This window comes from Bacillus safensis FO-36b, assembly GCF_000691165.1.
In the GTDB taxonomy this organism is placed as follows: domain Bacteria; phylum Bacillota; class Bacilli; order Bacillales; family Bacillaceae; genus Bacillus; species Bacillus safensis.
On the sequence record NZ_ASJD01000012.1, the window covers coordinates 37,246 to 61,571 of the forward strand.

Sequence of the window (24,326 nt, forward strand, 5' to 3'; positions counted from 1 at the left end):
ATCTTCGGGTTATACCCTAGTCACTTGCTCTAATCGTTTCTGCTATTCTTTTGTGACTGCGTCACGTTCAAGATCGACAGGTGCGAGGTCTGCAGCATCTTCGTCATTAGATAACGCTAATCCGTCTGCTTTCTTCGTTTCCTCATCGTCTTCTAAATCTCTCATTTCTATCTCTTCTTCATCGCCGGATAGGATTTTCACATCCATACCTAAACTTTGAAGTTCTTTGATTAACACTTTGAATGATTCAGGGACACCTGGTTCAGGTACGTTATCCCCTTTGACGATGGCTTCGTATGTTTTCACACGACCCACAACGTCATCCGATTTAACTGTTAAGATCTCTTGAAGTGTATATGCTGCACCGTAAGCTTCAAGTGCCCATACTTCCATCTCTCCGAAACGCTGACCACCAAACTGTGCTTTACCGCCAAGTGGCTGCTGCGTAACAAGTGAGTATGGTCCAGTTGAACGAGCGTGAAGTTTATCGTCAACCATGTGAGCCAGTTTGATCATGTACATGATTCCGACAGATACACGGTTGTCGAATGGTTCACCAGTTCGACCGTCATAAAGGACTGTTTTCGCATCACGGGACATACCTGCTTCTTCAAGCGTTTCCCAAACATCTTCCTCGCGCGCACCATCAAATACTGGTGACGCAATGTGGATGCCAAGGTAACGTGCAGCCATACCCATATGAAGCTCAAGTACCTGACCGATGTTCATACGAGATGGTACCCCTAGAGGGTTCAACATGATATCGATCGGTGTTCCGTCTGGAAGATAAGGCATATCTTCTTCTGGAAGGATTTTAGAGATAACCCCTTTGTTACCATGTCGTCCGGCCATTTTGTCACCTTCAGAAATCTTACGTTTCTGAACGATGTATACGCGGACTAATTGGTTTACACCTGGAGGTAATTCATCTCCATCTTCACGGTTGAAGACTTTTACATCGTGGATAATTCCTCCGCCGCCGTGTGGAACACGCAGTGACGTATCGCGAACTTCACGAGCCTTTTCACCGAAGATTGCATGTAATAGACGTTCTTCAGCTGTTAGTTCAGTTACACCTTTAGGCGTTACTTTTCCTACAAGAAGGTCTCCATCTTTTACTTCTGCACCAATACGGATGATTCCGCGCTCGTCAAGGTTGCGTAAAGCATCTTCCCCAACGTTTGGAATATCACGAGTGATTTCTTCTGGTCCAAGCTTTGTATCACGAGCTTCTGATTCATATTCTTCAATATGAATAGACGTGTAGACGTCATCTTTTACAAGGCGCTCACTCATGATGATCGCATCCTCGTAGTTGTAACCGTCCCAAGTCATGAATCCGACCATAACGTTACGTCCTAGAGCCAATTCACCTTTTTCCATAGAAGGTCCGTCTGCAAGGATTTCTCCTTTAACGACTTCATCTCCAACACTTACGATAGGACGCTGGTTGTAGCAAGTCCCTTGGTTAGAGCGGACAAATTTCAGCAGGCTGTATTTGTCTAGGTTTCCTTTGACTTGTTGTCCGTCAACGTCTTCATAACGGCGAACCCAAATATTTTTTGCTTCTACACGTTCTACAACACCTGGATAGCGGCAGATGACAGCAGCACCAGAGTCTTTACCTGATACGTACTCCATCCCTGTACCAACAATCGGTGATTCCGGCTGCATCAAAGGCACAGCCTGACGCTGCATGTTTGCTCCCATTAGAGCACGGTTAGAGTCATCGTTTTCTAAGAATGGGATACATGCTGTCGCGGCAGAAACAACCTGCTTTGGCGAAACGTCCATGTAGTCAACGCGGTTTCGAGGAACAACGGTGTTTTCCCCTCTGAAACGAGCAATGATATTATCATCGATAAACGAACCATCATCAGCTAACTGAGCGTTCGCTTGTGCTACTACGTAGTTATCCTCTTCATCAGCAGTTAAGTAATCGATTCTCGGTGTCACTTTACCAGTTTCAGGATCAACCCGGCGGTAAGGTGTTTCAATAAATCCGAAGCGATTCACTTTTGCAAATGAAGATAGAGAGTTGATCAAACCAATGTTTGGACCCTCTGGTGTTTCAATCGGACACATACGTCCATAGTGAGAGTAGTGAACGTCACGAACTTCCATTCCTGCACGCTCACGTGTCAAACCACCCGGTCCAAGCGCTGACAGACGACGTTTGTGCGTCAATTCAGCAAGCGGGTTTGTTTGATCCATGAACTGAGAAAGCTGAGAACTACCAAAGAACTCTTTGATAGAAGCGATCACAGGACGAATGTTGATCAGCTGCTGAGGTGTGATCGTGTTTGTGTCTTGAATCGACATTCTTTCACGAACAACACGCTCCATTCTGCTTAAACCAATACGGAATTGGTTTTGCAGAAGTTCACCTACAGAACGCAGACGACGGTTACCAAGGTGGTCGATATCATCTGTGTCACCTACACCATGAAGAAGGTTGAAGAAGTAACTGATTGATGCAATGATGTCAGAAGGCGTGATGTTTTTCACAGCTTCCTCTACATAAGCATTTCCAATCACGTTGATCACTTGCTCGCCTTCTTGATCAGACGGTGCATAAATCTTAATAGATTGAAGTTCTACTTCATCTTCTACTACGCCACCATTAGGATAAAGCTTTCTAAATCCGATGCCGTTTTCTAAGTATGGAAGAACTTTATCAAGAATTCTTCTGTCTAGAATTTGACCTTTTTCTGCTAGAATTTCACCTGTTTCAGGATCAACTAACGTTTCAGCCAATTTTTGATTGAACAGTCTATTTTTAATATGAAGCTTCTTATTAATCTTGTAGCGTCCAACATTTGCTAGGTCATATCTCTTCGGATCGAAGAAGCGAGAGTCTAGCAAGCTTTTCGCATTTTCAACAGTTGGCGGCTCTCCAGGACGGAGGCGCTCGTAGATTTCGAGAAGTGCTTTATCTGCATTCTCTGTATTGTCTTTTTCCAGCGTGTTGCGTAAGTATTCATTCTCGCCAATGAGGTCAAGAATCTCTTGATCAGAGCTGAAGCCGAGAGCACGCAAAAGAACCGTAACCGGCAACTTACGTGTGCGATCGATGCGTACATAGACTACATCCTTCGCATCAGTTTCGTATTCTAACCATGCGCCACGGTTTGGAATGACAGTCGCAGTAAAACCTTTTTTACCGTTTTTGTCTACTTTACCACTGAAATATACACTTGGAGAACGCACTAACTGAGAAACGATTACACGTTCCGCACCATTAATGATAAAAGTACCTGTGTCTGTCATGATTGGGAAATCACCCATAAACACATCTTGGTCTTTTACTTCTCCAGTTTCTTTGTTAATTAAACGAACTTTTACTCTTAGTGGAGCAGAGTAAGTTACATCACGTTCTTTTGATTCTGCTACAGGATACTTAGGATCCCCTAGGCTGTAATCAATGAATTCAAGAGAAAGGTTACCAGTAAAATCCTCAATTGGGGATATATCTTGAAACATCTCTCTAAGACCCTCATCAAGAAACCACTGATAAGAAGAGGTTTGAATTTCAATGAGATTTGGTAATTCTAACACTTCGCTTATGCGTGCGTAGCTTCTGCGCTGGCGGTGTCGTCCATACTGAACTAGTTGACCTGTCAACTGATTCACCCCTCAAATCATGCGTATTATATGTGTAAAAAGTATTTCTGTCTTTCAAATGTCAGTAAAGAAATACTTTTACAAGACAAAAGAAAAAAGGGTTTCTAAAATAAGAAAACCACATCCAAAAACAAATACCGATTTTATTAGTTTTCCCAAGTATGCATAATTTATACAAAATAGTTGTTTTTTAAGCCTATCAAGCAAAATATACACATTGGCATTTTATAATGTTAACACAGCTAGGAAACTGCGTCAAACTTTTTTAGCTTTGATGATATAGTAGCCCTTTTTTTTCAGCACAACCTCGACTTCTTCAAAGAGCTGCTCTAATTTTTCAATCGCAGATGGTCCACCTTGCTTCTTCTGAATAACCACCCACAACTCACCTTCCGGCAATAAATGATCAGCACTTTTTTCAAAGATCGCATGTACAACTTTCTTCCCTGCCCGTATTGGGGGATTGGTCAGTATAGAGGCAAAAGCAGCTGAGGAATGAACATTCGAGAACAAATCACTTTGATAGATGCGGACATTATCAATGCGATTATGTTTAGCGTTTTCCTTTGAAAGTTCGACTGCTCTTTCGTTCACATCAATCATATGAATGGTACGGCTAGTCATTTCGTTTGCTAACGATAAGCCAATCGGTCCATAACCGCAACCGACATCTAAGACATCGCCATCCAAATCAGGTTCTTCGAAAGCTTCAATTAAAAGCCTTGAACCAAAGTCGACTTCTTTCTTAGAAAACACTCCACTGTCACTTGTAAAAGTAAAGGTACGGTTTCTCAAGGTGAAGTCCCATGTCTGTTTATTGCTTTTCACTGATGGCTTTTCCGTATAATAGTGGTCACTCATGGTGAATGGACCTCCTCTGGATTCAATCGTTTCAGGAGATTAGAAAAGAAAAAGCCCGCCAGTAAAAGCGAGCTTTCCCAAAAGATTAGGCGAAGATTACTTAACTTCTACAGAAGCGCCAACTTCTTCAAGCTTAGCTTTAAGTTCTTCAGCTTCTTCTTTAGCAATACCTTCTTTAAGTGGTTTTGGAGTGTTGTCAACAAGTTCTTTAGCTTCTTTCAAGCCAAGACCAGTGATTTCACGAACCACTTTGATAACTTTGATTTTTTGGTCTCCAGCACCAGCAAGTACTAGATCAAAATCAGTTTTTTCTTCAGCAGCAGCACCGCCACCAGCAGCTACAGCTACAGGAGCAGCAGCAGTTACGCCAAATTCTTCTTCGATTGCTTTTACTAAGTCGTTTAACTCAAGTACAGTTGCTTCTTTAACTGAAGCAATGATTTCTTCGATATTTAAAGCCATTTGTAATTCCTCCATTTTAAGTTTTTTTACGTAAACGTAAAGTACGCATTAAGCGCCTTGTTCTTCTTTTTGATCTGCAACTGCTTTAGTAGCAAGAGCAAGATTACGAACTGGAGCTTGAAGAACGCTAAGCAACATAGAAAGTAAGCCTTCGCGAGACGGAAGTTCCGCAAGAGCCTTCACTTCTTCTACAGTCGCTACGTTTCCTTCGATGACACCAGCTTTGATTTCTAAAGCTTCGTGGCTTTTCGCAAATTCGTTGATGATTTTCGCAGGTGCGATAACATCTTCGTTACTGAATGCGATAGCGTTTGGACCTGTTAAGAAATCGTTTAAACCCGTTAGTTCAACTTGTTCAACTGCACGGCGAGTCAAAGTGTTTTTGTAAACTTTGAATTCTACGCCAGCTTCACGAAGCTGTTTACGAAGTTCAGTCACTTCAGAAACAGAAAGACCGCGGTAATCTACAATGACAGTAGACATACTATCTTTAAATTTAGAAGTAATTTCATCAACGACAACTTTTTTAGTATCGATTGCATTGCTCATGGTTACACCTCCTGTACATTCTTTGTGTAACACTTATACCGATCAGGCCATCACGTTCCTAACGAACGGTTCTCCATATAAAAAGCCTCCATTAAGACATGGAGGCTGTATATACAAGCATACGTTAACGTAAGACTGTGACATATACACCTCGGCGGGTTATTTAAGCCATAAGGCCCCTGCTGTCTACGGTATAAATGGACATTATTCTATTTTACAACATTTTGATATTATCAAAATGGTTGTCATAAGTCAAGAATTATTTTGCAGAGAAAGAAGATGGATCCACTTTCACACCAGGGCCCATAGTAGATGTAACAGAAACGTTTTTCACGTATACACCTTTAGCCGCTGCAGGTTTTGCTTTAAGGATTGTGTCATAGATTGTTGCAAAGTTCTCAACAAGCTTTTCGTCCTCGAAAGAAACCTTTCCGATTGGCGCGTGGATATTACCAGCTTTATCAACGCGGTATTCTACTTTACCAGCTTTGATTTCATTGATTGCTTTTTCAACTTCGAACGTTACAGTTCCTGTTTTAGGGTTTGGCATAAGACCTTTTGGTCCAAGTACACGACCGATCTTACCAACTTCACCCATCATGTCAGGTGTCGCAACGATTACATCGAAATCGAACCAGCCTTGTTGGATTTTAGTGATGTAATCAGAATCTCCAACGTAGTCTGCTCCAGCAGCTTCTGCTTCTTTTGCTTTTTCGCCTTTAGCGAACACAAGAACGCGTTGAGTTTTACCAGTTCCGTTAGGAAGTACAACTGCACCGCGGATTTGTTGATCGTTTTTACGAGGGTCTACGCCCAAACGAAAAGCAACTTCTACAGTCGCATCAAATTTCGCTGCATTTGCTTTTTTTGTAAGAGAAACAGCTTCAGCTACATCATACGCTTTAGTACGTTCGATCAGCTTAGCAGCTTCTACATACTTTTTACCTTTTTTAGCCATTATAAAAATCCTCCTTATGTGGTTTTAGCGGAATAACCTCCCACGAATAAGGGTTGCGAACTTGTCAAAACCAAACTCGCAACCCAACAAGACAAAAAATTAATCTTCGATGACAATACCCATACTGCGTGCAGTACCTTCAACCATGCGCATAGCTGATTCAACGCTAGCAGCGTTTAAGTCAGGCATTTTTGTTTCCGCGATTTCGCGTACTTTATCACGCTTAACAGTTGCCACTTTATTACGGTTAGGTTCACCAGAACCAGACTCAATACCAGCTGCTTTTTTAAGTAAAACTGCAGCAGGTGGAGTTTTAGTAATAAATGTAAATGAACGGTCTTCAAAAACCGAAATTTCAACAGGAATGATAAGACCAGCTTGGTCAGCTGTACGAGCGTTAAACTCCTTACAGAATCCCATGATATTAACACCGGCTTGACCTAGTGCAGGTCCAACTGGTGGAGCTGGGTTAGCTTTTCCAGCAGGAATTTGCAATTTAACAACTTTAACTACTTTTTTAGCCACGAGACACACCTCCTTAAAGTCCGTGATGTGGTAATAGGGGAATCCCCCTCCCACTCAACAACTTCATTCTTTATATGAATGACGAAATAACTAGCTAGCGATCTTGAGTGAACTCAAGACGTACCTTTGCTATATTACCACTTCTATACACTCATTTCAAGCTCTTTTAAATTACAATTTATCGATCTGCGTGAACTCAAGTTCAACAGGTGTTTCTCTACCAAACATATTAACGAATACTTTGACTTTGCTTTTATCGTAGTCAATTTCTTCAATAGAGCCAGTGAAGTTAGCAAATGGTCCATCGATGACCTTAACTGTTTCTTTCAGTTCAAAGTCGATTTCTGTTTTGCGTTCTTCAAGACCCATTCTCTTCAGAATGGTTTCAGCTTCGCCTGGCAGCAGCGCAGTCGGCTTTGAGCCTGATCCAGCTGATCCAACGAATCCAGTGACACCTGGTGTATTACGAACGACATACCAAGAGTCGTCAGTCATCACGATTTCCACTAGGACATAGCCAGGGAATACTTTCTTTTTGACAACTTTTTTCTTACCATTTTTAATATCCGTTTCTTCTTCTTCTGGTACGACGACGCGGAAGATTTTATCCTGCATGCCCATTGATTCAACACGCTTTTCCAAATTCGCTTTTACTTTGTTTTCATAGCCAGAGTACGTATGCACAACATACCAATTCTTTTCCATTTTCGTTCAGGACTATTTAGTCCTTCCCTCCCCACATTTCATAATGTCTATTTGACGAATCTCGAGTAACGGTAAATATTTTCAAGCAATTGAAAAAACCCGTAAAACGGGTTTTTTGGCAAGTCATATTATGATCTATTATAGCACGTTCAGCAGACCATTATTCAAGTATTAATGAATTAATTCGATTAATTGTGAGATTCCTATATCAAGAAAAGAGAAAAAGATGGCAAAGAATACGACTGTTAAAATAACAGTGATTGTGTAGCGGACCATTTCGTTCTTCTTTGGCCAGCTGACCTTTTTCATTTCTTTTCCGACACTTTTTAAGAAACTGATAATACGCATGTAAAAGACCTCCACAGATTAAAGAACGCAAATCTTACTTCGTTTCTAAATGTGTTTTATGTGAATTACAAGTCTTGCAATATTTCTTAACTTCTAATCTTTCAGCTGCTGAAGCAACACTTTTCATTGTCGTATAATTGCGGCTTCCGCAGTCTTTACAGGCTAGAGTAATCTTTTTCCTCATATTTACACCTATTTTCTCGACATCATTTCATTAGTACCTTATCACAGTGTCGAAAAAGCTGTCAATATAGGTTTGATTAGAGACTAATCTCGCGAAGCTCTAAATATTTCTCTAATTTTCTCTTTACTCTTTGGAGTGCGTTATCAATTGATTTCACATGACGATTTAAATCTTCAGAAATCTCTTGATAGGATCTGCCATCAAGATAAAGCACAAGTACCTTTCTTTCCAGCTCGCTTAGCAGTTCACCCATCTTCATTTCGATATCATCAAATTCTTCTTTGCTAATAATTAAGTCTTCTGGGTTAAGCGCTTTAGCACCGGAAATGACATCCAATAATGTTCTGTCCGATTCTTCATCGTAGATCGGCTTGTCTAATGATACATAGGAATTTAACGGGATATGTTTTTGGCGAGTAGCTGTTTTAATTGCGGTGATAATTTGGCGGGTAATACATAATTCTGCAAAAGCCTTAAATGAAGTAAGCTTGTCCTCTCTGAAATCGCGGATAGACTTATAAAGTCCGATCATTCCCTCTTGGACAATGTCCTCTCGATCCGCTCCTATCAAGAAATAAGATCTTGCTTTCGCACGTACAAAATTGCGGTATTTCGTTATTAAATAATCTAGCGCATCACTATCTCCGACATGAACCCTTTCAATGACTTGTTCATCTTCCAACTGGCAAAATTGCTCTCTGATGGACTTACCCTTGCTGTTGTTTAGATTCACTTCGATCCCCCCGACCGCACCTAGATAGAAATATTATACATTAATGGTTGAAATATCGTCAAGCTATTCCAGATTCCCGCGCCGCCATTTTTCAAACGTTTTCAATACATCTTCTGACAATTCAATCTTAGATGCTGGTTTATCAGAAGTAATCTTTTTGACCCTCGTTTCAATCTTTCGTTCTATCACTTCAATCTCTCTTAAAAGCTCACGAGCCGACTTCCGAAGAGCTCCTTGTCCAAAAATAGCCCATTGTTCCGTAAAATCTGAGGTTGCCACATGAATTTGCGTCCGTATATTATTCAAATCCTGCGCCAGCTTTTCAATCCGCTCATCCGCCGTTTCATTCTCTCTCGTAAAGATGACCTCTACTCGGTGGTTGGTCCGCTTCTTTTCAATTCCTTTGACCATATGGGCATCGAATACGACAATGACTCGATACCCTGTGTATGCTTGATATTCTGCTAAATGTTGAATCAGTACGTCTCTGGCTTCTTCAAAGCTGTTTTCCTTTAAGTGCTGCAGCTGAGGCCATGCACCTATCATGTTGTATCCATCGACTAAGAGGATATCCATCTCTATTCTCCTAACGGATAACGTTTTCGATACACTTCATACATCAATAAACCAGCGGCAACTGATGCGTTTAACGAAGTAACCTTCCCGGCCATAGGCAGTTTAATCAGAAAATCACACTTTTCCTTAATCAATCGGCCAATTCCTTTTCCCTCGCTGCCAATCACAAGAGCCAGCGGCATCGTGCCATCAAATTGTCTGTAATCCTGTTTAGCAGACGCATCTGTTCCCGCAACCCAGATTCCTCTTTCTTTCATTTCATCAAGGGCTCTTGAAAGATTGGTCACTTTTGCGACAGGAATATGCTCAATTGCTCCAGTGGATGCCTTAGCAACTGTTGTTGTTAGACCGACCGCTCTCCTTTTCGGAATGACAATCCCGTGTGCACCTACAGCATCTGCCGTTCTCATAATAGATCCTAAATTATGCGGGTCTTCAATCTCATCTAAAATCAGAAAGAAAGGCTGTTCATTCCGCTTTTCAGCGATTTGATACAGGTCGTCCAATTCTGCATATTCATATGCTGCTACTTGTGCAACGATTCCCTGGTGCTGACCTGTAACCATTTGATCAAGCTTTTTCCTCGGAACATACTGAATGGTGATATTTTGCTTTTTAGCGAGTTCAATGACCTGCTGGGCTTGTCCTTTTACAGTGTTTTCTGCCATCCAGAGCTTGTATAACTCCCGATCTGACTTCAGTGTCTCAATCACTGCATTTTTCCCAATGACATAATCATGTTGCTGACTCATTTGTCTTCCTCCCTGACGTTCCGATTTCAATCGCCTGACCAATCAGCTCTTCTAAGCGTTCGTCCTGCTTTTCGATAAATAAATAACCCATGAGCGCTTCAAACGCTGTACTATAACGATACGTTTGAACGTCTGTGTTTTTAGGCACTGTGCCTGATTTTGCGTTTCTTCCTCTTTTCAGCACCGCTTCTTCTGCTTCAGTGAAAAAGCCTTGCTGCTGAAGCGTAAATAAAATAGCAGCCTGTGATTTAGCTGAAACAATTTTGCTTGCTCGTTTGTGCAGCTCATTTGGTTTTGTCGCCCCCGTTTGGAGGAGGTGATGCCTCACATATACTTCAAAAATGGCATCACCCATATAAGCCAGCGCAAGTCCATTCAGCTGTTTACCGTCTTTCAGCTTTTCAAAATTCAACATTGCCTATTCTCCTCTTTTCCAGCGAGTACCTTGAGGAGTGTCCTCCAACACAATATTCATGTTCTTTAATTGATCACGAATTTGATCAGATAGGGCAAAGTCACGATTTCTTCTAGCTTCATTGCGTTTTTCAATTAACGCTTCTACCTCTTCGTCAAGCGTGTGCTTTTCTTCTAATGAGAAGCCGAGAACAGACGTAATTTCTTGGAACAAGCCGATAAATGCCTTGATCACTTCCTCCGAAGTGTGATCATTTTCCATATAATAATTCGCCTGTTTCGCTAATTCGAATAAAACAGAGATCGCATTTGCCGTATTGAAGTCATCATTCATTTCGGAAATAAATGTTGCACGCTGCTCTTCAATTTTTGCCAGCCATTCAGCATTGTCTTCCGTGATATTTGTGCTGCTCTCTAGACGGTGATGTAAATTCGCATACGATGTTTTGAGTCGGTTAAACGCACTCTTTGTACTTTCTAATAAATCCATTGAGTAATTAATTGGGTGGCGATAGTGCACCGACAACATAAAGAAGCGAAGCACATCAGGATCTTGTTCTTTCACAATGTCATGCACCAGCACAAAGTTGCCAAGTGATTTTGACATTTTTTCATTATCGATATTAATATATCCGTTATGCATCCAATACTTCGCAAAAGGCTTCCCTGTCAAAGCCTCAGATTGGGCAATTTCATTCTCATGGTGAGGGAATGTTAAATCCTGTCCGCCAGCATGAATATCGATCGTATCACCTAAATATTTTTTGACCATTGCCGAGCATTCAATGTGCCAGCCTGGGCGTCCTTCGCCCCACGGGCTATCCCAAGAGATTTCCTGATCCTTTGCAGCCTTCCAAAGAGCAAAGTCCAGTGCATCTCGTTTCTTTTCACCTACACGAATACGGGCACCTGTCTTCAGTTCATCAATTGATTGGTGAGAAAGCTTTCCATAACCTTCAAATGAGCGTGTGCTGTAATACACGTCGCCATCTGCTTCATAGGCGTAGCCTTTTTCAATCAATGTGGCAATAAACGCAATGATATCATCCATGTTTTCCGTCACTCGCGGGTGAAGGTCTGCTTTTTTGCAGCCGAGTGCACTGACGTCTTCGAAGTAGGCCTGGATAAACCGGTCAGCAATTGTCGGCACATCTTCTCCGAGTTCGTTGGCTGCTTTGATGAGTTTATCATCCACATCTGTAAAGTTTGATACAAAGTTCACATCGTAACCGCTGTATTCTAAATACTTACGTACAGTGTCATAAACAATAGCAGGTCTAGCATTCCCGATATGAATGTAGTTATAAACGGTTGGTCCGCACACATACATCTTGACCTTTCCTGGCTCAAGCGGGACAAATTCTTCCTTCTTACGTGTCAATGTATTATAAATATTGATTGTCATGATTGTTCTTCCTTTCTGCTCAATGAAGCCAGCTCACCTTTTAGCTTTTCCATTTCTCGTTCCAATTCTTTGAAACGATCGGAAATTGGATCTGGCAAATCTTGATGATTGAGATCACGATTGATTTTCTTTCCATTTTGAACGACGACTCGCCCAGGTATACCGACAACGGTGGAATGGTCGGGTACGTCCTTTAACACGACTGACCCTGCTCCAATCTTGGCTCCTTTTCCAACTGTAATGGAACCTAGCACCTTGGCACCTGTCGCAATGAGGGCATCGTCTAAAATGGTCGGATGCCGCTTTCCCTTTTCTTTCCCTGTTCCCCCTAATGTCACGCCTTGGAAAACAGTGACGTTGTCTCCAATTTCACATGTTTCCCCGATCACGACGCCCATGCCGTGATCAATGAAGAACCGCCTGCCAATGGTTGCCGCCGGATGAATTTCCACCCCTGTGAAAAAACGGCTGACCTGAGAAATGATTCGCGCAATAAAGTACAGCTTCCGCTTATAAAATGCATGCGCAATACGGTGAGCCCAAATCGCATGAAGCCCTGAATAGGTTAGCACTACTTCAATATAGCTTCTAGCAGCAGGATCTTGATCAAACACAGTATCAATATCTTCTTTCAGCATTTTGAAAAACACATGCTCCCCCCGTTCTTCCCCATGAATCTCTCTTAGGACTTGCTCTCTTTTTTTGGACAAATAAAAAACGCCTCTGCCAAATGACAGAGACGTTTTGAAAACGCGGTTCCACTCTGTTTAGAAAGCCACTTATCTTGAAGCCTTCTCAACTTAATCCCATAACGGAGGGTACCGCCCTTGCATACTAACGTACGTGTTCCTCAAGGGTCTTGAGGGTGCATTTCCAACATCTGCCCATAAGTCTCTTTCAGCCGGTGGAGACTCTTTCTGTGATGGACGAGTACATTGTACTTCTCCCTCGCAACGATTTCCTTATATTTGTTTAATGCGGTTTAATACCGTTTCTTTACCTAGTAATTCAATACTTTGCGGAAGTTCTGGGCCATGCGTTTGTCCTGTGACAGCCACACGAATCGGCATGAATAGTTTCTTGCCTTTATGCCCTGTTTCTTTTTGTACCGCTTTAATGGCAGCCTTGATTTCATCAGGTGTGAAAGACTCAAGCTGTTCAAGATGACCTGCAAAAGATGCCATGACTTCTGGTACTTGCTCCTCTGCTAGAACTTCCTTTGCCTCTTGATTATACTCAATTTGCTCCTTAAAGAACAACTCTGTCAACTCAACAATTTCTGCTCCGTAGCTTAATTGTTCGTGATACAGAGAAATAAGCTTGCGTACCCACGTGTTTTCTTCTTCAGTCAGCTGCTCACTTACCTTGCCTGCCTTTTGAAGATGCGGAAGTGTTAGTGCCACAACCTGATCAAGATCAAGTGCTTTCACGTATTGGTTGTTCACCCATTTTAGTTTATGCATATCGAATAGAGCTGGTGACTTAGAAAGTCGGTTCACATCAAAAATGTCGATGAATTGCTCTTTTGTAAACAGTTCTTCTTCGCCTACTGGAGACCATCCAAGTAATGCAATGAAGTTAAACAGGGCTTCAGGTAAATAGCCTAAATTCTTATATTGCTCGATGAATTGAATAATCGATTCATCACGTTTACTTAATTTCTTGCGGTTCTCGTTCACAATCAGCGTCATATGTCCGAATAGCGGAACATCCCAGCCAAATGCATGAAAAATCATGATTTGTTTAGGGGTATTTGAAATATGATCCTCTCCGCGAAGAACGTGAGTCATTTTCATCAAATGATCATCCACGGCAACTGCAAAGTTATAAGTTGGCGTGCCATCTTTCTTCACAATAACAAAGTCACCAATGCCGTCTGTTTCAAATGAAATATCACCTTTGACCATGTCGTCAAATTTGATGATTTCTCCTTTTGGTACTCGGAAGCGGATGCTTGGCTCTCTTCCTTCAGCAATCAGCTTGTCCTCTTCTTCTTTTGATAAATGACTGCATTTACCAGAATATCGAGGCATTTCGCTGCGGGCGATCTGTGCTTCACGCTCTGCCTCTAGCTCTTCTGCCGTACAATAGCACTTATACGCCAAGTCCTTCTCTAGCAGCTCATCATAATATTTTTTATAAATATCATTACGCTCTGATTGTCTGTAAGGACCGTAGCCGCCATCTTTATCAATGCTCTCATCCCAATCAATACCGAGCCATTGCAGGTGGCGAAGCTGGCTTTCCTCCCCGCCCTCTACATTACGCTTTTGATCCGTATCCTCGATTCGAATAATAAATTTGCCGCCTTGGCTGCGTGCGAACAAATAGTTGAAAAGAGCCGTTCTAGCATTCCCAATATGTAAATGACCAGTTGGACTCGGTGCATAACGAACACGCACTTCATTTCCCATGAGTTTAACTTCCTTTCATCTGCATCATGTTGTCTGACACCAATTTTTTATAAACGTATTTTATCATCAAAACCCATTCTCATCAAAATGGATTTTACTTTTTCTGAAGAAGCACTGTTGCCTGAGAGGCAATTCCTTCGCCTCTTCCTGTAAATCCAAGTTTCTCTGTCGTTGTTGCTTTGACATTCACCTGTGTGACATCTGCCTCAAGCGCTTCTGCAATTTTCTCACACATTGGTTGAATGTAAGGTGCCATTTTTGGCTTTTGCGCCATGATGGTGCAGTCAATATTCACAAGTGTGTAGCCCTTTTCTTTCACAAGTGCCCACACATGCTGCAATAATTTAAAAGAATCTGCATCCTTAAACTCAGGATCTGTGTCCGGGAAATGTCTGCCGATATCTCCTTCAGCAATCGCACCCAGGCATGCATCTGCCACTGTGTGAAGCAGTACGTCAGCGTCTGAATGACCTAGCAGTCCCTTTTCATAAGGGATGGTGACCCCGCCAATAATCAGAGGTCTCCCCTCTGTTAATTGATGTACATCAAAACCTTGTCCTATTCTCAACATGATCTAGTACCCTCTTTCCGCATCCATAATTGCCTTGGCAACCAATAAATCATCCGGTGTTGTCAGCTTAATATTGGTATAGTCTCCTTGGACAATATACACATTCTCGCCATGTAATTGTTCAACAAGACTGGCGTCGTCTGTTCCAAAGAAGCCTGTCCGCTCCGCATATTCATGCGCCTCTTTTAAAATAGAATGACGAAAAGCTTGTGGGGTCTGGACTGCCCACAAGCTCTGACGTTCAATGGTTTGTTCCACTTTGCCTTCTTGAACGCGTTTGATTGTGTCTTTCACTGGTACCGCTACAACTGCGGAGCCTTTTTCAATCGCTGCTTTAACGAGCAAGTCAATCTGTGTATGCTTAATAAAAGGCCTTGCTCCATCATGAACAAGCACGATGTCCGCATCTTTCACAGCCTTTAATCCTTCGTATACACTTTGCTGACGTTCTTCACCGCCAGTGACAAGTGAAACAGGCGTTTGAAAAGCGTGTACCTTGAGTAGCCTTTCAAAGTCTTGACGCTCCTCTTCATTGATCGCTAGGATCATGCGTTTGCATTGCGCATGAGCGTCAAACACCTTTAGTGTATGAATGATGACCGGCATTCTTTTCAGCTCAATAAAAAGCTTATTGCGGCCGGCCTTCATTCGTTTCCCCTGCCCCGCAGCCGGAATAACTACTTCATAATACATGTTCGTTCTCCCTTTAGAGCGCCTTCTCCAGAAGTTTTGGCTTCGCAAAAATCATTCTTCCAGCAGCAGTCTGCAGCACACTAGTGACGAGCACATCGATGTCTTTTCCAATGTAATTGCGTCCTTCTTCTACCACAATCATTGTACCGTCATCTAAGTAAGCAACACCTTGGTTATGCTCTTTTCCATCTTTGATGACCTGTACCTTCATTTCTTCCCCAGGCAGTACAACCGGTTTAACGGCATTGGCTAGATCATTGATGTTTAACACTGCTACTTTTTGAAGTTCGCATACTTTATTTAAATTAAAATCATTGGTCACAACAACACCTGAAGTTAATTTAGCGAGCTTCACAAGCTTGCTATCAACCTCTTGAATGTCTTCGAAGTCACCTTCGTAAATTTCAACTTTGATATCCAATTCTTTTTGAATACGATTTAAAATATCTAGACCTCTTCGGCCTCTATTTCTCTTTAATACATCTGAAGAGTCTGCAATATGCTGTAATTCCTCGAGTACAAATTGAGGAATGACCATGACGCCTTCTAAGAATCCAGTTTGACAAATATCTGCGATTCTTCCATCAATGATAACACTTGTGTCTAAAATTTTCAGCTTTTTATCTTCTATTTCAGGTTCATCATCAGCTGCTCCCTTTTTCTTTGTGACCTTTGCAGATCGGGAGAACAGCCCTATCATTTCATCCTTCTTCTTAAATCCTACCTGAAATCCAAGGTATCCTAAAAAGAAAGCCAGGAAAATCGGAATAATGGTACCAAAAATATGATATGGGATATTGTTTAGCGGGATCACGTTTACAATAAGATATGCTAGAATAAGTCCAAATACTAATCCGAAACTTCCAGATATAAGATCAGGAAGAGGCGCCTTCAATAGAGAATCCTCGATCCATTTCACCCAATTTACCACATAACCTGTGCACCATTTACCAATGATGAAGAACACAACGGCTCCTATTAGTGCTGATGAGTAAGCATTTGTTATGAAAGGTATGTCCTTTACATTTAAAAGCAGAAATAACTCTGGAATGATAAAAATCCCTACAACTGCACCCAAAATGATAAAAAACGCCTGAACGATTCTTTTTAACATACCTTCACCTCCTTTATTTTTCATCTGTCAATCCACCTTCATCTGACATTAATATATGTTTAAGTTTCCTATCATGAGCAACAGAAAACAAAACCATCATTAATATACCCATATTCATCCATTTTTAACCGTAATAGAGAAAAATTTCTCTTCTTAAAGCTGACGGTCAATGTAATGTTTTTCTTGTAACCTTTTTAATCCTTTTTTTATCTTTTTCGCTCTTACTTCTCCAATTCCTTCTACTTCATCCAATTCTTGTACATCTGCTTCCATAATTCGATCTAGCACACCGAATGCTTCAACCACATTTTCGACGATTGGCATTGGCAGTCTAGGGATTTTATGGAGCAATCTATATCCTCTTGTGTACACATATTCGTCAATATTTGTAGAAGCTGGATATCCAAGTAACTTGTACAGAATGGAATCATCTAAAAGCTCAAAGCTCGACATATCTTGAAGTTGTTTGAGCAGCACATACGGATCTTTGATCTTTTCTTTCACGTAATCTTTAATAAATAAAGCTGCTTCCTGCTCCATATCTGTAATCAATTCATTGACTTGCAGACGGATCAAGTGCCCTTCTGTTCCGAGCTCTTTGATATACATATTGATTTCATTTTTGATTCTGAGTACCATTTCGTAGCGGTGCAGCACGGATAATACATCACCAAAGGTCACAAGCTCTTCAAATTCTAGAGCGCTTAACGCAGAAATGGCGTGATCTAAAATGGTTTTATATTTCTCAAGTGTCTGAATGGCTTGATTGGCCTTTGTTAAAATAAAGCCAATATCTTTCAGCGTATAACGACGATTCCCTTGGTATAAGGTAATGACGTTCCTCCGTTCAGAAATGGCAATGATTAAGCAGCCTGTCTGCTTTGCTACACGTTCAGCCGTCCGGTGCCTCATGCCTGTTTCCGATGAATGGATGGTTGCATCTGGCATCAGCTGTGTATTCGCATACAAGATTTTTTGACCAGAATCGCTAAGAATAATGGCCCCGTCCATCTTCGCCAATTCATATAAATGTGCTGGGGAGAAGGCCGAATTAATGTGAAATCCTCCATCTACCACACTCTTTACTTTGTCATTATAACCAACAACAATGAGCCCGCCAGTATTGGCTCTCAGGACGTTTTCAATCCCTGCCCGCAGAGGTGTTCCTGGTGCCACAAACTGTACAATATCTAAGAGATCGAGTTCTCTCGCTCCTTTTTTCTCTTTTTCCATTTCTATGATCCCCCTAGTGAAATTCGAAGTGCCTCCGCTACATTTTCTACACCAACTAACTCAATCCCTCTCGGCTTTTTCCATCCGTCTATATTCGCCTGAGGAATAAACATTCGCTTAAATCCTAGTTTTGCAGCTTCCTGCACTCGCTGTTCAATTCTTGATACTCTTCTGACTTCTCCCGTCAGACCGACCTCTCCTATAAAGCAATCCGCTTGATGCGGCGCTGCATCTTTAAAGCTTGATGCAATACTGACGGCAATAGCTAAGTCAATCGCCGGTTCGTCAAGCTTCACACCGCCTGCGACCTTTAAATACGCATCTTGGTTTTGCAGCAGCAGCCCCACGCGTTTTTCTAAAACTGCCATGAGCAGCGATACTCGATTATGATCAAGGCCAGTGGACATTCTTCGCGGATTCCCAAAGCTTGTCGGGGAAATTAACGCCTGTATCTCGACAAGTACGGGTCTTGTTCCTTCCATTGAGGCAACAACACACGAACCAGATACACCTGCCGACCGCTCTTCTAGAAAGATTTCTGATGGGTTTAATACTTCCGTGAGCCCTTCCTCTCTCATTTCAAAAATTCCCAATTCATTCGTTGAACCAAATCGGTTTTTGACCGCCCGTAAGATACGAAACGTATGATGACGCTCGCCTTCAAAATAAAGAACTGTGTCCACCATATGCTCTAAAAGGCGTGGACCTGCGATCGAGCCTTCTTTGGTCACGTGACCAACGATAAAAATAGGAATACCATTTGTCTTGGCAATCTTCATCAGCTGCGCTGTACATTCTCTAACTTGAGATACAGAGCCGGGAGCTGACGTGATATCGCTTTGGTAAACGGTTTGAATCGAATCCACCACAACAAAAGCAGGTTTCATCTCCTGTATAGCAGACGTTATATACTCCATATCGGTTTCAGCCAAAACATGTAAAGAGGCGCTTTCAATGCCAAGGCGGTCCGCTCTTAGCTTCGTTTGTTTAATGGACTCCTCACCAGATATGTATAACACATTCTGATTTTTGTCTGAGAGCTGTGCTGATACTTGTAATAATAATGTGGACTTCCCAATCCCAGGATCTCCGCCGATGAGAACAAGAGAACCTTTGACAATTCCACTTCCTAATACTCGGTTAAATTCTTCTAAATTTGTTTTAATTCGGGGTTCTTCGGATGTTTCAATTGCAGATATAGGTGAAGGTTTTTGAATGGTTTGAACAGAATGATTAAAAGCACTTCGACGGTTTGCCGGCTCTTTGCGAACGACCTCTTCTGTCATACTGTTCCACGTGCCGCAGCCTGGACATTTCCCCATCCATTTGGCTGACTCATAACCGCACGATTGGCATATAAATTTTGATTTTGTCTTAGCCATAGATTGAAGAATACAACTCCTTATACTGGTCAGAAAATAAGTAAAGGGAGGCATACACCTTACTGGTATGCCTCACACTTTTTTCTTACTATATTAGTTCGTAGCAGCCGTCGCTTTTACGACAATCTCTCCATCTTCCACATCTAATACGATATGTTGACCTTTTTCAATATTCCCCTTCAGAAGCTCTTCAGAAAGTCGATCTTCTACATGCTTTTGAATCGCTCTTCTTAACGGACGCGCACCGTACTCAAGATCTACTCCTTCGTCGGCAATCTTCGCTTTTGCTGCTTCCGTCAATTCAATTGATAGGTCTTGTTCTTTTAATCGTTTTGTCAATTGATCAGACATGAGAGACACGATCTCTTTTAGATGTTTCTTCTCAAGCGAGTGGAAGACAATGATTTCATCAATACGGTTGATAAACTCAGGTCTAAACGCACGTTTCAACTCGCCCATCACTTTGCCTTTCATATCCTTGTAATTTTGACTTTCATCCTGCACATTAAAGCCAACATATTTATTGCGCTTCAGCTCACTAGCTCCAACGTTTGATGTCATAATCAAAATCGTATTTCTAAAGTCAACGGTACGCCCTTTAGAATCAGTCAGACGACCATCTTCTAACACTTGCAGTAAGATATTAAATACATCTGGATGCGCCTTTTCAATCTCGTCTAAAAGAACGACAGAATAAGGTTTTCTTCTCACTTTTTCAGTCAGCTGTCCACCTTCATCATAACCGACATAGCCTGGAGGTGACCCAACAAGTCTGGATGTAGAGTGCTTCTCCATGTATTCAGACATATCAATACGGATCATTGCTTCTTCATCACCGAAAATAGACTCAGCAAGTGCTCTTGCAAGCTCCGTTTTACCAACCCCTGTTGGACCTAAGAAGATAAAGGAGCCGATTGGGCGCTTCGGATCTTTCAGGCCAGCACGCGCACGTCTCACCGCTTTTGCTACAGCGACAACCGCTTCATCCTGTCCGATCACGCGAGAGTGGAGCAATTGTTCCATATTCAGAAGCTTATCTGTCTCCGTTTGAGCAATTTTCGAAACAGGCACTCCCGTCCAGCTGGAAACGACCATTGCGATATCATCTACAGATACCTCTGAATTCTCTTGTCCCTGCTTTTCTTTCCATGATTTCTTTGTAACTTCTACTTTTTCACGCAAACGCTGTTCTGTATCGCGAAGAGAAGCTGCTTTTTCAAATTCTTGACTTTGAACTGCCGCATCCTTTTCCTTGCGTACTTCATCCAGCTTTTGCTCTAATTCTTTTAGGTTAGGCGGTGTTGTGAACGAACGTAAACGGACTTTCGAACCTGCCTCATCAATTAAATCAATCGCCTTATCTGGAAGGAATCGGTCAGAAATATAACGGTCAGACAGCTTCACCGCCGCCTCAATCGCTTCATCTGTAATAGACACACGGTGATGTGCTTCATACCGGTCTCTAAGCCCTCTTAAGATTTGAATACTTTCATCAACAGACGGCTGATCTACTTGAATTGGCTGGAAACGTCGTTCAAGCGCAGCATCCTTTTCAATATATTTACGGTACTCATCTAACGTTGTCGCCCCAATACATTGAAGCTCTCCACGTGCTAGGGATGGTTTCAAGATATTAGACGCATCAATCGCGCCCTCTGCCCCACCAGCACCAATAAGTGTATGAAGCTCGTCGATAAAGAGAATGATATTTCCTGCCTGGCGAATTTCGTCCATCACTTTTTTCAAACGATCCTCGAATTCACCACGATATTTCGTACCAGCTACAACAGTTCCCATATCCAGGGTCATTACTCGTTTATCACGCAGGATTTCAGGCACTTCATTATGAATAATTTGCTGTGCAAGACCTTCTGCGATGGCTGTTTTACCAACACCAGGCTCACCAATCAGCACAGGGTTATTTTTTGTTCTTCTACTTAGGACCTCAATGACACGTTGAATTTCTTTGCTTCGGCCAATGACAGGGTCCAAGCTGTCCTCTTTTGCGATAGCTGTTAAATCTCTTGCCAGGCTATCTAGTGTTGGTGTATTCGCATTGCTATTAGAGCCTGCCGCAGATGCACCTGTTTCATTGCTTCCAAGCAGCTGCAGGACTTGCTGGCGTGCTTTATTTAAGCTCACTCCGAGGTTATTTAAGACACGGGCAGCGACACCCTCTCCCTCACGAATAAGACCTAATAGAATATGTTCTGTCCCTACATAGGAATGACCTAGCTTTCTTGCTTCATCCATTGAAAGCTCAGTGACCTTCTTCGCTCTAGGCGTATAATGAGGAATAGCTTGAGACACCTCTTGCCCTCTTCCAATCAAGCTTTCGACTTCTTTTTGGATTTTATCTGAAACAAGGCCCAGTGCTTCTAACGCTTTGGCAGCGATGCCCTCACCTTCACGTACAAGGCCAAGTAAAATGTGCTCAGTACCAATATTCTTATGGCCTAGGCGAATGGCTTCTTCTTGTGCAAGTGCTAATACCTTTTGAGCTCTTTCAGTGAATCTTCCAAACATCATATCGTTTCATCCTCCTGTCCATTCCTATGCATTTCTAAGCGCAGCCTTTCTCTAATAATCGCTGCTCGTTTTATATCTCGTTCATTTGGCTCTAAGGCTCCTCCTGAATATTGTTGAAGGAAGCCGGGCTGAGTCAAAATCATGAGTTCATTCAGTATATTACTTGAAAGCCCCTTAATGATACCTAAATCAATTCCAAGCCGCACATCTGACAAACACTTCGCTGTTTCCTTTGATTCAATCATACGACAATTGGCCAAAATCCCTAAAGAGCGGTACACTCTGTCCTCAAGTTCAATTTTAGATGTTTGATATAACGCTTTTCGTGCAGATCGCTCTTGTTCAATGAGCTGAGCGGTCACACTATTCAAGTCATCTACAATGTCTTCTTCTGATTGACCAAGTGTCATTTGATTTGAAATTTGAAAGATGTTCCCTATTGCTTCGCTGCCCTCACCATAAATTCCTCTGACCACAAGACCTAATTGATTAATGGCCGGAATAATCCGATTCATTTGTCTTGTGAGCGCTAATGCTGGTAAATGCATCATGACCGAAGCCCTGATACCTGTACCTACATTGGTCGGACAGCTTGTTAAGTATCCCCGCTTTTCAGAAAACGCGTAATCCACTTGCTCTTCAATCCAGTCATCTACCTGATTAGCCGCTTTTAGTGCATTGGCTAGCTGAAAACCTGGGAATAAGCATTGGATTCGAATATGGTCTTCTTCATTCAGCATTACACTGATTTCTTCATTTTCAGAAAGCAAACAGCCACCAAATCTTGATTCAGCTAAATTGGGGCTAATCAAATGCTTCTCAACAAGTACCCTCTTTGCTAAAGGCTGCGTTTCATTCATTCGAATCAGAACAAAGTTTCCAATGTCCTTCACTTCCTGGCTAGCAAACTTTTGCTCGAATTGCTGGAGAACAGCTTCAGCTTCAGCTTGAGAAAACTGAGTTGGGAAACGAACATGCTCTAGATTGCGAGCTAGCCGGATACGACTACTTAGAACAATGTCACTTTCTGGTCCTTTTTGTTTCATCCACTGACTAAGAGCGTCTTGAATAAAATGCTGGAGCGACATGACGTTAATCTCCCTCCCTCTGCTGAGATTGCTCATGCTCTAATGCACGAATTTGATCTCGAACTTCCGCTGCCTTTTCGAACTCTTCCTGTTCAATCAGCTGCTTCAGCTCTTGCTGCATTAACTCAAGTTTCCGGCGAACATGCAGGCTGCCGGCAATTCGTTTTGGTACTTTTCCATTATGGACTGTATTTCCACTATGGACTTTCCGTAAAACAGGGTTCAGATACTGATCAAATGTACGATAGCATTCTGCACAGCCAAATCGGCCTGTTTTTCTGAACTGCTGAAAGGTTAAGCCACACTTAGGACATTGATCCACTTCTTTCGCTTCTTGAAAAATAGACGAGCCCTTGTTCGCACTTGTGGTGAAGCTAGGATCAATATTAAATAAGCCTGATAATAAGTTGTGAATCGAGAAACCTTGGTTTCCACTCATAGCATATGAATCACTGTTTTCTTTTGCACATTGTTCACATATGTGCATTTCTTGTTTTTCTCCATTTATAACTTTCGTAAAGTGAAAAGTGGCTGGTCTCTCATTACATTCTTGACAAATCAATCTTTTCACCCGCTTTACTTTAATTTCAAAGCATTTAACATCGCTTTCATCATCCGAGCCCGCAGTTCATCTCGTTCAGGTAAATCAATATGCAATACAGAACGGTCCATGACACTAATCATCATCTTAGCTTCTCTTTCAGATAATATGTTATTTTCAACAAGACGCATGATGATATGATCAGATGCAGCCTGTGATAAACGATGATATATTTGGGAAATAATATTGTTCAATAAGTCGACTTCATCATTCATTTTGACTTTAATGATGCGGATATAGCCACCGCCGCCACGCTTACTTTCAACGATATAGCCTCTCTCGCTCGTAAAGCGTGTATTGATAACATAGTTTATTTGTGAAGGTACGCATTGAAATTTATCTGCAATTTCATTGCGTTTAATTTCTAATATTTCTCGACCGTTCTGATCCAAGACTTCCTTCAAATACTGCTCGATGATATCAGAAATATTTTGTGCCACTCCGCCTCCTCCTCCATTGACTTTGACTATATTTGACTTTAATCTTACTATAAATTTTTTCGATTGATTTTTCAAGATAATCGCTCAACTAACAATATTATTTCCACATTTATATGGTATCAAACCTCTCAAAAGCACAAAAAAGACCAGTTCCGACTGGAACTG

At 41.8% G+C, this 24,326-nt stretch carries 25 protein-coding genes and 2 other annotated features; all 25 genes read right to left on the reverse strand.

The window, feature by feature from the left end; genetic code table 11:
- Positions 1-42 precede the first annotated feature (42 nt).
- The 25 genes from rpoB to BA81_RS17225 all read right to left on the reverse strand — a co-directional run bounded on the left by rpoB (position 43) and on the right by BA81_RS17225 (position 24,161).
- The gene (gene rpoB / locus BA81_RS17110) at positions 43-3,624 is read right to left on the reverse strand and encodes a DNA-directed RNA polymerase subunit beta (protein WP_034283896.1); all 3,582 of its coding nucleotides are present in this window, start codon (positions 3,622-3,624) and stop codon (positions 43-45) included.
- Between the two features lie 255 nt (positions 3,625-3,879).
- Entirely contained in the window at positions 3,880-4,485 is a 606-nt protein-coding gene (locus BA81_RS17115; protein WP_034283897.1) for a class I SAM-dependent methyltransferase, read from the reverse strand.
- A 96-nt stretch (positions 4,486-4,581) separates the two neighbouring features.
- Positions 4,582-4,947 (reverse strand): 50S ribosomal protein L7/L12, encoded by a 366-nt coding sequence (rplL, locus tag BA81_RS17120; protein WP_008345418.1) that lies wholly within the window; start codon positions 4,945-4,947, stop codon positions 4,582-4,584.
- Between the two features lie 48 nt (positions 4,948-4,995).
- Positions 4,996-5,496 carry a 50S ribosomal protein L10 gene (gene rplJ / locus BA81_RS17125; RefSeq protein WP_024425590.1) on the reverse strand — a complete coding sequence of 167 codons (501 nt, stop codon included), beginning with the start codon at positions 5,494-5,496 and terminating at the stop codon, positions 4,996-4,998.
- 69 nt (positions 5,497-5,565) lie between these two features.
- Positions 5,566-5,706, reverse strand: a sequence feature (ribosomal protein L10 leader region).
- Between the two features lie 49 nt (positions 5,707-5,755).
- Positions 5,756-6,454 carry a 50S ribosomal protein L1 gene (gene rplA, locus BA81_RS17130; protein ID WP_034283899.1) on the reverse strand — a complete coding sequence of 233 codons (699 nt, stop codon included), beginning with the start codon at positions 6,452-6,454 and terminating at the stop codon, positions 5,756-5,758.
- Positions 6,455-6,553: 99 nt separating this feature from the next.
- Positions 6,554-6,979, reverse strand: coding sequence for a 50S ribosomal protein L11 (gene rplK / locus BA81_RS17135; protein WP_003216956.1), 426 nt, complete (start codon positions 6,977-6,979; stop codon positions 6,554-6,556).
- 171 nt (positions 6,980-7,150) lie between these two features.
- Entirely contained in the window at positions 7,151-7,684 is a 534-nt protein-coding gene (gene nusG / locus BA81_RS17140) for a transcription termination/antitermination protein NusG (protein WP_003217197.1), read from the reverse strand.
- Between the two features lie 171 nt (positions 7,685-7,855).
- A complete protein-coding gene (gene secE / locus BA81_RS17145; RefSeq protein ID WP_008345422.1) occupies positions 7,856-8,032 on the reverse strand; it encodes a preprotein translocase subunit SecE in 177 nt (58 codons plus the stop codon).
- A 34-nt stretch (positions 8,033-8,066) separates the two neighbouring features.
- Entirely contained in the window at positions 8,067-8,216 is a 150-nt protein-coding gene (gene rpmG / locus BA81_RS19480) for a 50S ribosomal protein L33 (protein ID WP_008356502.1), read from the reverse strand.
- A 76-nt stretch (positions 8,217-8,292) separates the two neighbouring features.
- On the reverse strand, positions 8,293-8,949 hold the full coding sequence (sigH, locus tag BA81_RS17150) for an RNA polymerase sporulation sigma factor SigH (protein WP_008345424.1): 657 nt from the start codon (positions 8,947-8,949) through the stop codon (positions 8,293-8,295).
- A 63-nt stretch (positions 8,950-9,012) separates the two neighbouring features.
- The gene (gene rae1 / locus BA81_RS17155) at positions 9,013-9,525 is read right to left on the reverse strand and encodes a ribosome-dependent mRNA decay endonuclease Rae1/YacP (protein WP_024425589.1); all 513 of its coding nucleotides are present in this window, start codon (positions 9,523-9,525) and stop codon (positions 9,013-9,015) included.
- A 2-nt stretch (positions 9,526-9,527) separates the two neighbouring features.
- Positions 9,528-10,277, reverse strand: a complete 750-nt coding sequence (gene rlmB / locus BA81_RS17160) for a 23S rRNA (guanosine(2251)-2'-O)-methyltransferase RlmB (RefSeq protein ID WP_024425588.1) — start codon at positions 10,275-10,277, stop codon at positions 9,528-9,530.
- Positions 10,261-10,692, reverse strand: coding sequence for a Mini-ribonuclease 3 (locus BA81_RS17165; protein ID WP_024425587.1), 432 nt, complete (start codon positions 10,690-10,692; stop codon positions 10,261-10,263). The genes rlmB and BA81_RS17165 overlap by 17 nt, the downstream gene beginning before the upstream one ends.
- A 3-nt stretch (positions 10,693-10,695) precedes the next feature.
- The gene (gene cysS / locus BA81_RS17170) at positions 10,696-12,096 is read right to left on the reverse strand and encodes a cysteine--tRNA ligase (protein WP_034283904.1); all 1,401 of its coding nucleotides are present in this window, start codon (positions 12,094-12,096) and stop codon (positions 10,696-10,698) included.
- Positions 12,093-12,746: a serine O-acetyltransferase gene (gene cysE / locus BA81_RS17175; protein ID WP_034283914.1), complete on the reverse strand. Its 654-nt coding sequence runs from the start codon at positions 12,744-12,746 to the stop codon at positions 12,093-12,095. Before cysE ends, cysS begins: the two co-directional genes overlap by 4 nt.
- Positions 12,747-12,828: 82 nt before the next feature.
- Positions 12,829-13,059: a binding site (T-box leader), on the reverse strand.
- On the reverse strand, positions 13,059-14,510 hold the full coding sequence (gene gltX, locus BA81_RS17180; RefSeq protein WP_034283905.1) for a glutamate--tRNA ligase: 1,452 nt from the start codon (positions 14,508-14,510) through the stop codon (positions 13,059-13,061). (Overlaps the previous feature by 1 nt.)
- Positions 14,511-14,604: 94 nt before the next feature.
- Positions 14,605-15,081 (reverse strand): 2-C-methyl-D-erythritol 2,4-cyclodiphosphate synthase, encoded by a 477-nt coding sequence (gene ispF, locus BA81_RS17185; RefSeq protein WP_003216928.1) that lies wholly within the window; start codon positions 15,079-15,081, stop codon positions 14,605-14,607.
- A 3-nt stretch (positions 15,082-15,084) separates the two neighbouring features.
- Positions 15,085-15,774, reverse strand: a complete 690-nt coding sequence (ispD, locus tag BA81_RS17190) for a 2-C-methyl-D-erythritol 4-phosphate cytidylyltransferase (RefSeq protein ID WP_034283907.1) — start codon at positions 15,772-15,774, stop codon at positions 15,085-15,087.
- Positions 15,775-15,787: 13 nt separating this feature from the next.
- Positions 15,788-16,888 (reverse strand): PIN/TRAM domain-containing protein, encoded by a 1,101-nt coding sequence (locus BA81_RS17195; protein WP_024425582.1) that lies wholly within the window; start codon positions 16,886-16,888, stop codon positions 15,788-15,790.
- Between the two features lie 153 nt (positions 16,889-17,041).
- Positions 17,042-18,121 carry a DNA integrity scanning diadenylate cyclase DisA gene (gene disA, locus BA81_RS17200; RefSeq protein WP_024425581.1) on the reverse strand — a complete coding sequence of 360 codons (1,080 nt, stop codon included), beginning with the start codon at positions 18,119-18,121 and terminating at the stop codon, positions 17,042-17,044.
- Between the two features lie 2 nt (positions 18,122-18,123).
- Positions 18,124-19,503, reverse strand: coding sequence for a DNA repair protein RadA (radA, locus tag BA81_RS17205; RefSeq protein ID WP_034283910.1), 1,380 nt, complete (start codon positions 19,501-19,503; stop codon positions 18,124-18,126).
- A 93-nt stretch (positions 19,504-19,596) separates the two neighbouring features.
- A complete protein-coding gene (gene clpC / locus BA81_RS17210) occupies positions 19,597-22,032 on the reverse strand; it encodes an ATP-dependent protease ATP-binding subunit ClpC (RefSeq protein ID WP_007496263.1) in 2,436 nt (811 codons plus the stop codon).
- Positions 22,029-23,120, reverse strand: a complete 1,092-nt coding sequence (mcsB, locus tag BA81_RS17215; protein WP_024425579.1) for a protein-arginine kinase McsB — start codon at positions 23,118-23,120, stop codon at positions 22,029-22,031. The genes clpC and mcsB overlap by 4 nt, the downstream gene beginning before the upstream one ends.
- Before the next feature lie 4 nt (positions 23,121-23,124).
- Entirely contained in the window at positions 23,125-23,682 is a 558-nt protein-coding gene (mcsA, locus tag BA81_RS17220; RefSeq protein WP_034283911.1) for a protein-arginine kinase activator protein McsA, read from the reverse strand.
- 14 nt (positions 23,683-23,696) lie between these two features.
- Positions 23,697-24,161 (reverse strand): CtsR family transcriptional regulator, encoded by a 465-nt coding sequence (locus tag BA81_RS17225; RefSeq protein ID WP_003217184.1) that lies wholly within the window; start codon positions 24,159-24,161, stop codon positions 23,697-23,699.
- Positions 24,162-24,326 lie beyond the last annotated feature (165 nt).